This is a genomic window from Telluribacter humicola (assembly GCF_017355935.1).
Lineage (GTDB): Bacteria > Bacteroidota > Bacteroidia > Cytophagales > Spirosomataceae > Telluribacter > Telluribacter humicola.
In genome coordinates this window covers 261,556-272,691 of record NZ_JAFIQT010000001.1, presented here as the reverse complement: position 1 = coordinate 272,691, position 11,136 = coordinate 261,556, and the positions used below count along the sequence as shown (strand labels likewise).

Sequence of the window (11,136 nt, the reverse complement as noted above, 5' to 3'; positions counted from 1 at the left end):
TTTCAAAAGCTAAAAGTAAGACAGCACTGTTCCTAACTCCCTCTATTCTTGATTGTGTACAAACCAAACAAACATTTTATACAAACTGTTAGACCCACTAATCCTTAAAACTATTATAAATAAACACTAATTGAGCAAATTTGGGGCTGATTTATTGTATCGATCACGTTTGTCCCGTACCTTTGAAAGGTTATAATTGTACCATTTTTCGCACTAAATAAACCCTAGTTGTTTGCTATGTCGTGGCTAACACAAACGCTGTCGAGTTCTATTGGAAAGAAACTCGTTATGGCCCTTACAGGCCTCTTTCTTTGCACTTTCCTGATCGTCCATCTGGTCGGAAACCTGCAGGTATTTAAGTCGGATGAGGGATTGGCTTTCAATTCCTACACCGTGTTTATGACTACTAACCCATTCATCAAAACTATTTCATGGGGGCTGTACGCAATGATTCTGCTACACGCTATCGATGGCTTGTACCTCGCTTACGTAAATCGTCGGGCACGTGGTAGCGTTGGCTACAAAAGATTTGACAACCAGAGCAGCTGGGCCAGCCGTAACATGGCTATTCTCGGAACAGTTCTCTTTTTGTTTATCGTGGTGCACATGGCTAATTTCTGGTACTCCTACAATTTTGGAGAAGTTCCCTACAAGAGATACACTGTAGATCTGACCGAAGGTCGCCTGTTGAACACCGAGGTAATGCCCGAAGACTACCGACTAAGCACTAAAATGGAGCAAAGTCTGAATGAGGAGGGTACCGCCAAAACTGTCATTGTAAAAGATCTCTTTTCCCGGGTAGAAAGAACCTTCTCTAATCCGCTGGTAGTACTTTTCTATCTGCTCGGAGTAGCAGCACTGGCTTATCACATGGCCCATGGTTTCTGGAGCGCCTTCCAGACGGTTGGTCTTAATCACCCCAAGTACACTCCGCTGATCCAGGGCATTGGCCTCTGGATTTTCGGAATCCTTATTCCGGTAATATTTGCAGCTATGCCTGTGTATATATTCTTCCGGAACGCAATGTAATTGCTTTAATTCACAATTAGTTAATTAAACAGATCCTATATGGCAACTTCACCACTTTTGGATGCCAAGATTCCCGCTGGACCACTGGAAGATAAGTGGAACAGGTATCGTTCTTCTGTACCGCTGGTTAACCCTGCCAATAAGCGCAGACTTGAAATAATTGTAGTGGGTACCGGACTGGCAGGAGCCTCTGCCGCCGCTACACTGGCCGAGCTAGGCTATAAAGTAAAAGCTTTCTGCTTTCAGGATTCTCCGCGTCGGGCGCACTCTATTGCAGCCCAGGGAGGGATCAATGCCGCTAAAAACTATCAAAATGACGGTGACTCCATCTACCGTCTTTTCTATGATACCGTAAAAGGGGGTGACTACCGCTCACGCGAATCCAATGTATACCGTCTGGCCGAAGTGTCGGGTAGTATCATTGACCAGTGTGTGGCGCAGGGTGTGCCTTTTGCCCGTGAGTACGGCGGACTGCTGTCTAACCGTTCGTTCGGTGGGGTGCAGGTACAGCGTACTTTCTACGCAGCCGGTCAGACCGGTCAGCAGCTGCTACTAGGTGCCTACTCCGCCCTGGAGCGTCAGGTAGGTATGGGTACAGTAAAGATGTACAGCCGTCACGAGATGCTGGATGTAGTAGTGATCGATGGCAAATGTCGCGGGATCATCGCCCGTAACATGGTTACTGGTGAGCTTGAGCGTCACGCCGGCCACGCCGTACTGATCTGCTCAGGTGGATACGGTAACGTGTTCTACCTTTCTACCAACGCGATGGGTAGCAACGTAACGGCTGCCTGGAAAGCTCACAAGCGTGGAGCATTCTTTGGTAACCCTTGCTTCACTCAGATCCACCCTACCTGTATTCCGGTATCTGGTGAGCACCAGTCGAAGCTGACCCTGATGTCAGAGTCACTACGTAACGACGGACGTATCTGGGTACCTAAGAAGCAGAATGACAATCGCATTCCAAGCGCAATACCCGAAGACGAGCGCGACTACTACCTGGAGCGTCGTTACCCGGCCTTCGGTAACCTGGTACCTCGTGATATCGCCTCACGGGCGGCCAAAGAGCGTTGTGATGCCGGTTATGGAGTAGGTCCATCCAAGATGGCTGTATACCTGGACTACACATCCGCTATTGAGCGCTACGGTAGAGGCGAAGCTAATAAAAACAACCTTTTCAACGCTACACCCGAGCAGATCACTGTGATGGGTAAGGCCGTTGTAAAAGAGAAATACGGTAACCTGTTTGATATGTACAAGCAGATCACCGGTGAAGATCCTTATGAGGTACCTATGCGTATCTATCCGGCGGTACACTATACCATGGGTGGTATCTGGGTTGATTATAACCTTATGACTACTGTACCTGGTCTGTATGCTCTGGGTGAGGCTAACTTCTCTGATCACGGCGCTAACCGCCTGGGAGCTTCTGCACTTATGCAGGGACTTGCCGATGGCTACTTTGTGATTCCTTATACAATCGGAGCCTACCTGGCCAATGAGATTCGCTCAGGTGACATCTCTACAAACCACGAAGCTTTTGACCAAACGGAAAGGGATGTTAGGGAGCGTATCGAAAAACTGCTTTCTATTCAAGGCAAAACGTCCCCCGAGCATTTCCACCGCCGTTTGGGTAAGATCATGTGGGATAAGTGCGGTATGGCTCGTAACGCAAAGGGTCTGCAGGAGGCTATTCAGGAGATCAGAGCACTTCGCAAAGAGTTCTGGAGTGACCTGCGTGTGGTAGGTACAGCCAATGAGCTAAACCCCGAGTTGGATAGAGCAGGCCGTGTGGCTGACTTTATTGAATTGGGCGAGCTGATGTGTCTTGACGCGCTCAACCGCAATGAGTCCTGCGGGGGCCACTTCCGCGAAGAGTACCAGACTGAAGACGGAGAAGCCCTCCGTGACGATGAAAATTACATGTATGTAGCCGCATGGCAGTACCTGGGCGAAAGCCAGTGGGAGCTCCACAAGGAGGATCTTGAATACGAAAACATCAAGATTGCACAGCGTAGCTACAAGTAGTGCTGGTACATTTTTTTCTAGCAGCGATAGCCGGGGAGTAAGCCCCACAGTTTTAACAAAAGGCTTACTCCCCATATTTATAGGTAAAGTACAACTCTAACTTTAATTTTATAAGTATGTCGCCGTCCATTTACAGATCTATCTCCTGGATAGCATTAGGCCTCGGTATGGCCTCTGCTCTTCTTTTTGCTATTTATACTGATCATCGCTGGGAAGATTGGTACATTACATTCAGGGCTTCGAAGAATCTGGCAGAGGGGGTCGGCTTTACTTATAATTTGGGTGAAAGAATCCACTCTTTCACTTCCCCACTGGGGACTTTAATCCCCGCATTGTTGTACTATATCACCTGGAATGATGAGGCTGTAATCTGGCTTTTCCGCATTATTAATGTTGTCCTGATAGGTGTTACCGCTAAAATCCTGTTCAACCTGTTCTTTGACAAGCTGAAGGCTCCTATCTGGCTGGCGTTTCTGATTACAATCGTTTTTGTTTTTGACGAAAAAAGCATGGACTTCAGCATCAATGGCATGGAAACAGCCTTTATGCTACTTGGAATTAGCCTTTTTGTGCGTGAGCTACTCCGTGATGAAGAGCTCAATCCGGTGCGTATTGGTCTGATCTGGGCCTTCCTGATGTGGAGCCGCCCGGATGCCTTTATACATATCGGGTCCATTCTGCTGGGGTACCTCTTGTTCCGAAACCGGTCGTTGCCTTACCTATTTACGTTTTTTAGAGCCGGTGTAATCGGAGTTATCTGCTACGTGCCCTGGATACTATTTGCCTGGGCTTACTACGGAAACCCCATTCCAAACACAGTGCTGGCAAAGGGGTCCCTAACCTTTAGTAATATTCTGGATCGGGGTCTTAATTACGCTCAGTACATAATTACCGGATTAGTTTCGGGCGACGGTCCTTTTATCTGGATCTTTGCTCCTACCTATTATCAGACAGGAGGTTGGCCTGAAGTACTTATGCTTGCCCTGAAGTGGCTATCGTATGTGGTAGTCCTGCTGTGGATGGTTCCGAAGGTTAATGCTACTGCCCGCTTTCTATCCTTTGCGGCCTTTTGCATAGCTTCTTATCTGATTGTATTTTCGCCTTTTATATATCCCTGGTATATTCCGGCCGTAACTATTGTAAGCCTGATCGCTTTGGGTAGCCTGCTCACACAGATAGCTAAGGCTAGTTCGGCAAGTATTCAGGTTCGGCAATGGGCACCAGGAGCTATAGTGGGACTAGTTATTATCATGCAGGTATGGGTATATACCGGCGGGCTTTCTCAAATGAAGATGCAGCAGCAGCTTATAGAGAACGGTATTCGGAAGGAAATAGGCCTTTGGCTGAAAGAGAAAGCCGAAAGTACTAACGAAACCGTATTTCTGGAACCGCTTGGCTATATAGGGTACTACTCCGGCCTTACTATGTATGACTACCCTGGATTGGGTAACAAAACTATAATTAACGCACGTAAAACCCTCGGATCTGAGTCCTATATAGAAATAGTCAACCACATCAAGCCTGATTGGGTGATTGTACGTCCTGGCGAGCTCAGGACCAATAAACAAGAACATTCAGATCAATTTGCGCATAATTACACACTGGTCAGATCAATCGACCGTAAACCCACTATCGAAAGTCTGCCTATCTACGGGAGAGGGTACCTTAGATACGACAGCCAATTTTTAGTATACAAGAAAAATCAAACTGACAGTAAAAAAATAGCTTATGGACGCTAATGCTAACATGCATCTGACTCTGAATGTATGGAGACAAAGAAATAATAGTACCGAAGGTGGTTTTGTTACATATGAAGTAAGTGACGTTTCACCGGATATGTCGTTCCTTGAAATGCTTGATGTACTCAACGAACGCCTCGTTCACGAAGGAAAAGAACCCATTGCCTTTGATCATGATTGTCGCGAAGGAATTTGCGGAAGTTGCTCAATGTATATCAATGGCCGTCCTCACGGTCCTCTGAAAGGGGTAGCTACCTGCCAGCTACACATGCGCTCGTTCAAGAGTGGCGATACCATTGCCATTGAGCCCTGGCGTGCCGTTGCTTTCCCGGTTATTAAAGACCTGGTTACAGACCGTACAGCCTTTGACCGGATCATTGCTTCCGGTGGTTTTGTATCAGTAAATACCGGTAATGCGCGTGATGCCAACAGTATTCCTGTTCGCAAAGAAAATGCTGATGATGCCTTCATGGCAGCGTCTTGTATTGGATGTGGAGCCTGTGTAGCCGCTTGTAAAAACTCTTCCGCCATGCTATTTGTATCAGCGAAGATTTCGCAGCTGGCCTTACTGCCACAGGGACAGACAGAGCGTAAAATCAGAGCTGAGAAGATGGTAGCTCAGATGGATTCCGAAGGATTCGGTGCCTGTAGCAATACCGGTGCCTGCTCGGCAGAGTGTCCGAAGGAGATTTCTCTGGATACTATCGCACGTACCAACCGCGAGTACCTGGGTGCTAAGATGACTTCCAGCGCAGTATAAAGCTGAAATATATCCTAGCAGTATAAAGCTGAAATATATCCTAGCAGTATAAAGCTGAAATATATCCTAAATGTAAAAGGGCGGCCATTGGGCCGCCCTTTTACATTTACAGACTTGGAAGAACTAACCTCTGTTACTTCTTGCTGGTAGAGTCTTTCTTAGCAGTAGTACCACTCTTCTTGCTAATCTCGCTATACTCCTTATTAAGACCTTCAATCATTTTTTGAGTAACGTTCAGAGTAGTATCAGCATAAAGAATGCCACCACCCTGCGAATAGCCAAGTACGTACTCGTAATTGTTATCGTCGTTATACTTTTTGATGTATTCCTGTATCTGCTTGTAAAGCATCTCGTTTTTGTCAGCCTCCTGCTGAGCCAGCTGCTGGGCTGAGCGATCACGGTACTGAACCAGATCCTGCTGCTTCTTCATCAGCTGTTGTTCAGTAGCACGCGCCTGGTCGAGGGTCATGGTCTGAGCTCTCTGCTGAAAGAAAGCAATTTCATTTTCGAGAGAACGACCTCTGGTAGTCAGATCGTTTTCCAGTTGGAAACGCTTATTTTCCAGTTCCTTCTTAGTTTCCTTGAAGAAATCATAATTGGTCAAAAGTGAATCTACCTGTACGTACACGATACGACGGCCGCCGACTTCCGGCGAACCACTAGCCGCTGATCCTGACTTACTTCCGGAAAAATGCAAAAAATACAACACTGCCAACGCCACAGTTAGCACAATGTTCCAGATGAGAGAAGTGTTATTGTTCACGATACTTTAATTGTTTTGGGGTAAAAGGTTCTTTTAAAGAGCCGCAAATATAATGATTTGTGTATCACAGGCTATATGTGCGGCATTAATTTGGTTTTGTGATACTTACAGGCTGTTCTGAAAGCTACCGGCGATACACCAGTTCATTCTTCCGAACGAACATGGACCGGAGATGATAGCCCGCGACGCCCGCGAATCCTGCCACCAGTCCACCTACTAATCCGGCTACTCCGACCAGCGCTAATCCATTGGGTAGAAAGAAGATCTGGGAGATGCGGTCTGACATGGCTCCGTTGGTTTGATCGTGCAGGTACCAGGCAAAGGCCGCCCACACAACACACAGGGCCGCAAAGCTCAGAAAGAAGGCTTTCCATCCATTCTTCGACATCCACATACATACCAGAAAAGGTACCAGGGCAATGACCCACCAGGGCAGGAAGAGCTGTGCTACAGCCGCAACGACAAGTATGATTAGAAATTCCATGAGTCTGCTGTTTTAGTTTTTCTTCATTACTACCTTAGACGTAAGACGCGGGTGGCTCTGATCCGGCGACTGCAGGTACACCAGTTCTTTCAGCTCCCCTTTTTCCCACGTATCGAGCAGGTTAAGGTAGTAAGGGCTACCAGGGTTACCCGACTGACCGCCCGGATAGATACCGTAAGCCTTGGGCTGAGGGCCCAGCTCTACCACCATCCTCCACGAGGGGCCATGGTGCTTGCTGGTCGCATTGACGATGCTCCCTCCGCCTCCGTTCCGGATGGGTTCGGCGTTGAAGGGCTTCAGCATGCGGGTCAGGTGGCGTATTTCGGTATCCTTTACCAGCGCCCACTGCCACTTGGTACCCATAGGTCCGTGATGAACAGTAAGCGTATCCATAGAAGCTTTAAAACTCCCTACTACCACGTCCTGAATGGTCTCGTGGGCGGGAGTCCTGACGTTGTCAAACCAGCGCGCGTCCGGCTGATTCAGGAGCATATATAAGGTACGGTCGCGGCTGGGATAGCGCATAAATAACGTATCCGAAGTAAACTCGTCTTTCCAGATAGCATCGGCTAGTGTAGGATGCCACTCCTCAAAAATAGAAGCCGCGATGGACGTAGGATTATTCTGATAGTCCCACTGCTCCAGTACCTTCACCGCGGCCTTTTGCGCCGGGCTCAGCGGCACGGCCTTCACATGCGTCAGGAGTGCAGGCAGGATATTACGAGCCAGTACATTGAGATTGTCATTCTGAAGCATCCGCAGACTATCCGCCGTAGCGTTGTTCATAGCCTGTAGTCGCTCATTGATCCGAACGCCACGCTCCGAAGGGGCCTGACGCCAGTTGATGTAGTACGGATAGGATGGATCCACGGACGACTGATTGGCTGAGCTCACAAATCCTCTTTCCGGATTCTTAACGTACGGATTCTGCTCCATAGGTATCCAGCCTTTCCAGTCATGAGCAGGATTACTGCCATCCAACAAAAACTTACCCTGCTGCTTCCACTTCAGAGGAAACTTACCATTGACGGTTATCGCGATATTTTTACTGTTATCCGCGAAGACAAAGTTCTGAGCAGGCCCTACGTAGTGGGTGAGCGCCTGCCGGTAGTCGTCGTAATTAGCAGCCCGATTGAGGGAATGGAAAGTCAGGAAGCTGTTACCGGGTTCGTGACCGATCCACTTCACGGCCATGGTAGGCCCTTTGTGGTATTCGCCTTTATAGAAAGTAACGGGGCCGTGGTGGGTATACACTACCTCCTCACGTACATCAGCTTGTCCTTTTACACCTATTACCTCCACCCTCTTCCGGGTCGTTTTCCATTGGTTGTCGTGCCAGTAGGCCGCACGGGTCGTATCCTTAAACTTCACCTCATAAAGGTCCATCACATCGGCATCTACGTTGGTAACTCCCCAGGCCACATTTTTATTGAAACCAATAATCACGCTGGGTATACCCGGTAGTGATACGCCATATACATTGACATCCGGTCCGGTCAGCTGCACCTGATACCAGATGGAAGGCAGTGTCAACTCCAGGTGCGGGTCATTGGCCAGGATGGGATAGCCCGTAATAGACTTATCGGCCCCGATGACCCAGTTGTTACTGCCCAGACCCTCAACCGGTGGTTCGGATATAAGTGATTTGTCTACAATAATAGTTGTATCAGTGGGGGCGTCCGGCTTAGGTGCGGCAGGCAAAGGAAGTGGTTTGAAGTCCCAGGGAGTACCTTCGGGTATAATAGGGCTCTCCTGGAACATAGGATAGTTAGGGAATAAATCCTCCACTTCCGACTGCCCATAGGTCTTCAGGATGTTGGTCATGCGGAGGTCATCGGCTCCGCCCGCCAGTGTCTGGGTCATTTGCTCCAGCATCAGCATACACTTGATAGGCGCCCAGGGCTCAGGTGCGTACCCCAATAGTTTGAACTCTACGGGGTAATCCTTGGGGTCCAGCTGGCGAATGTACTCATTAACACCCGCCGTATAGGCCAGCATTGCCTCCCGCGACTGGGGATGACTTAGTATAACCTTCAGATTGGCCTCAGCGCCATAGCCTAGTCCCAGGCGGCGGTTGCGCCGATCCATCTCAAGCGTGGCTGGTCCCAGTACCTCCGATAAGCGGCCCGCCGCAGCACGGGTTTGCAGGTCCATCTGCCACAAGCGGTCACGGGCTGTTACATAGCCCTGAGCGTAGTAGAGATCGTAATTATTCTTGGCAAAGATGTGGGGAACACCGATGTCGTCGTAGCGGATGCTTACTTCATCCTGCAGACTATCCAGCCTCAGCTCCACCAGGGTGGTATCGTCAGAGGGTAGTGATTCTCCATTCTGCCAGAAACCGGTATAGGGACTAATGAAGGGCCCCAAAGCGGGTACCGGTCCCCAGGAGCGACTAAGCGCGTATACCAGGCCGGCTGCAATGAGTATACTCAGGAGGGCTTTTATTATTTTCATAAGAGGGTTAAAGGTAAAAGAACTATAAAGCTATCTTCATTCAGATTCTATCCGTCTGGCGGCTTCTACAATGGCTTTGATACGCAAGGGGTCGGTGTACATTACACTCCGCTCATCAGGTACCTCACCGGCCATAGATATGTCCTCCGGGAAATACGTCTGCTGTCCCGGACGAAATGCCTTCCCGGTCAGGTGCAGGGCATGTACTCCGGCCGATACCAGCAACGGAGCATTCTCAGCATTGACGCCTCCTCCGGCCATGATTTCAATGCGTCCATCGGCCTGTTCGGCCAAAGCCCCCAGGAGCTTATAGCCCTGAGGAGCGGCTGGCTTCTGTCCCGACGTCAGGATACGCTCTGCTCCTGCTTCTATAACCATTTCGAGGGCTTCCAGCGGATCAGGCGTCAGATCAAAAGCCCGGTGGAAGGTCACTCCCATAGGAGCTGCCAACGATACCAGCTCACGGGTAGTCGCTACATCAACACGCCCGTCCGGTTTCAGGACGCCCAGTACTACTCCATCGGCTCCCAGCCGACGGGCTATATCTATGTCCCGCCGCATCACTGCCAGTTCCTGCTCGTCGTATACAAAATCTCCCCCGCGCGGACGAATCATTACGTATACGGATATCTTCAGATGCTCCCGCACCAGGGCTATCAGACCAGCACTGGGCGTGGTTCCTCCTTCGCCCAGTCCTCCACAAAGTTCTACGCGTCCGGCTCCGGCCAATTGGGCATTAAGGCAGGATTCCAGCGAATAGGCACATACTTCTATTGTCATTGTTCCGGCTAGTAAGGTTTCGTCAATAAAATTGGAAAATTAGCAAACAATTTGGTCAGGATACTCTTCTAGTAGGTAAATACCCAAACTATACTATTCCGGACCAGGGAAACTCTATATAAATGCTAAGAAAAATTATGAGATACAGGCTTTCACCCCCTTGCGTAATTTCTTAGCTTTCAATAAATTACAGAGGTATAGAAATTTTTTTTATACAAGCAAAAATTTTTTTCATAAATTCTTGTTTAAGATTACCGAGAGTAGCATTTTTTTTTACTTTTGCACTCCAAAAATTTTTCGTATCATTTAATCGAAAAGACATTACTATGTACTGGACACTTGAACTAGCATCGTATCTTGAGGATGCACCATGGCCAGCTACCAAAGATGAGCTAATTGACTTCGCCATTCGTACCGGAGCACCATTGGAGGTAGTAGAAAACCTACAGGAACTGGAAGACGATGGGCAGCCTTATGAAAGCATCGAGGAAATCTGGCCTGATTATCCAACTAAGGAAGATTTCTTCTTTAATGAAGATGAATATTAAAAAAAGAGCGGCACCTGACGGTGCCGCTCTTTTTTTAATGGGGTAGTGCAGTCTACTCCCCCTCATCGCCTGCTTGTTTATGAAGCTTCTGCTGCTCATACTTCGGGGGCGCGTACAAAAATCCGAAAGCTTCTGCACCGTCACGAATGTGTACTTTATGATGAATGTAGTGCGCCTTTATGATCCGCTTCATGTACCGGCTCCTGGGCTTATACCTAACCCTGATCCGGCGGTGTACCAGTATGTCATGAAAGATAAAATACGACAGCCCATACAGGGTAATCCCAAAGCCTATCCACAGCAAAGGACGCAGCGATGGTACCTCCGACCCTACTATAATGGTAGCCGTAGCTATAAAGCCAAAAATCACGCTGAACAGATCATTCTTCTCCCACCAGCTCTTGTGGGGGGCGTGGTGCGACTGGTGCCAGCTCCACATAACCCCGTGCATAATATATTTATGAGTAAACCAAGCAAAGCCTTCCATCAGCAGGAATGTGGCCAGCATGAGCAGTATATTCAGTAGTAGTTCCATAATGAATTGTAAG

Annotated in this window: 10 protein-coding genes; 5 read left to right on the top strand and 5 right to left on the bottom strand. The window is 48.5% G+C overall.

The window, feature by feature from the left end:
• The first annotated feature begins 237 nt into the window (after nt 1-237).
• The 4 genes from JUB14_RS01175 (at nt 238) to JUB14_RS01160 (ending at nt 5,556) form a co-directional block, all read left to right on the top strand.
• Nucleotides 238-1,029 (top strand): succinate dehydrogenase cytochrome b subunit, encoded by a 792-nt coding sequence (locus JUB14_RS01175; RefSeq protein ID WP_207503740.1) that lies wholly within the window; start codon nt 238-240, stop codon nt 1,027-1,029.
• A gap of 39 nt (nt 1,030-1,068) precedes the next feature.
• The gene (locus JUB14_RS01170) at nt 1,069-3,057 is read left to right on the top strand and encodes a fumarate reductase/succinate dehydrogenase flavoprotein subunit (RefSeq protein WP_207503738.1); all 1,989 of its coding nucleotides are present in this window, start codon (nt 1,069-1,071) and stop codon (nt 3,055-3,057) included.
• 335 nt (nt 3,058-3,392) lie between these two features.
• The gene (locus JUB14_RS01165; protein WP_207503736.1) at nt 3,393-4,796 is read left to right on the top strand and encodes a DUF8728 domain-containing protein; all 1,404 of its coding nucleotides are present in this window, start codon (nt 3,393-3,395) and stop codon (nt 4,794-4,796) included.
• A 7-nt stretch (nt 4,797-4,803) separates the two neighbouring features.
• Nucleotides 4,804-5,556, top strand: coding sequence for a succinate dehydrogenase/fumarate reductase iron-sulfur subunit (locus tag JUB14_RS01160; RefSeq protein WP_207505902.1), 753 nt, complete (start codon nt 4,804-4,806; stop codon nt 5,554-5,556).
• 133 nt (nt 5,557-5,689) lie between these two features.
• Here JUB14_RS01160 and JUB14_RS01155 read toward each other — a convergent pair whose 3' ends face one another.
• The 4 genes from JUB14_RS01155 to JUB14_RS01140 form a co-directional block, all read right to left on the bottom strand.
• Complete coding sequence (locus tag JUB14_RS01155) at nt 5,690-6,319, bottom strand: OmpH/Skp family outer membrane protein (RefSeq protein ID WP_207503734.1); 630 nt, start codon at nt 6,317-6,319, stop codon at nt 5,690-5,692.
• A 124-nt stretch (nt 6,320-6,443) separates the two neighbouring features.
• A complete protein-coding gene (locus JUB14_RS01150) occupies nt 6,444-6,803 on the bottom strand; it encodes a hypothetical protein (protein WP_207503732.1) in 360 nt (119 codons plus the stop codon).
• Between the two features lie 12 nt (nt 6,804-6,815).
• Complete coding sequence (locus JUB14_RS01145; protein ID WP_207503730.1) at nt 6,816-9,260, bottom strand: penicillin acylase family protein; 2,445 nt, start codon at nt 9,258-9,260, stop codon at nt 6,816-6,818.
• Nucleotides 9,261-9,296: 36 nt separating this feature from the next.
• Nucleotides 9,297-10,040 carry a copper homeostasis protein CutC gene (locus tag JUB14_RS01140; protein WP_207503728.1) on the bottom strand — a complete coding sequence of 248 codons (744 nt, stop codon included), beginning with the start codon at nt 10,038-10,040 and terminating at the stop codon, nt 9,297-9,299.
• Between the two features lie 326 nt (nt 10,041-10,366).
• Between JUB14_RS01140 and JUB14_RS01135 the strand changes: the two genes are divergently transcribed.
• Nucleotides 10,367-10,588, top strand: coding sequence for a DUF2795 domain-containing protein (locus JUB14_RS01135; protein ID WP_132122348.1), 222 nt, complete (start codon nt 10,367-10,369; stop codon nt 10,586-10,588).
• 52 nt (nt 10,589-10,640) lie between these two features.
• Here JUB14_RS01135 and JUB14_RS01130 read toward each other — a convergent pair whose 3' ends face one another.
• Entirely contained in the window at nt 10,641-11,123 is a 483-nt protein-coding gene (locus JUB14_RS01130; protein WP_207503726.1) for a sterol desaturase family protein, read from the bottom strand.
• Nucleotides 11,124-11,136 lie beyond the last annotated feature (13 nt).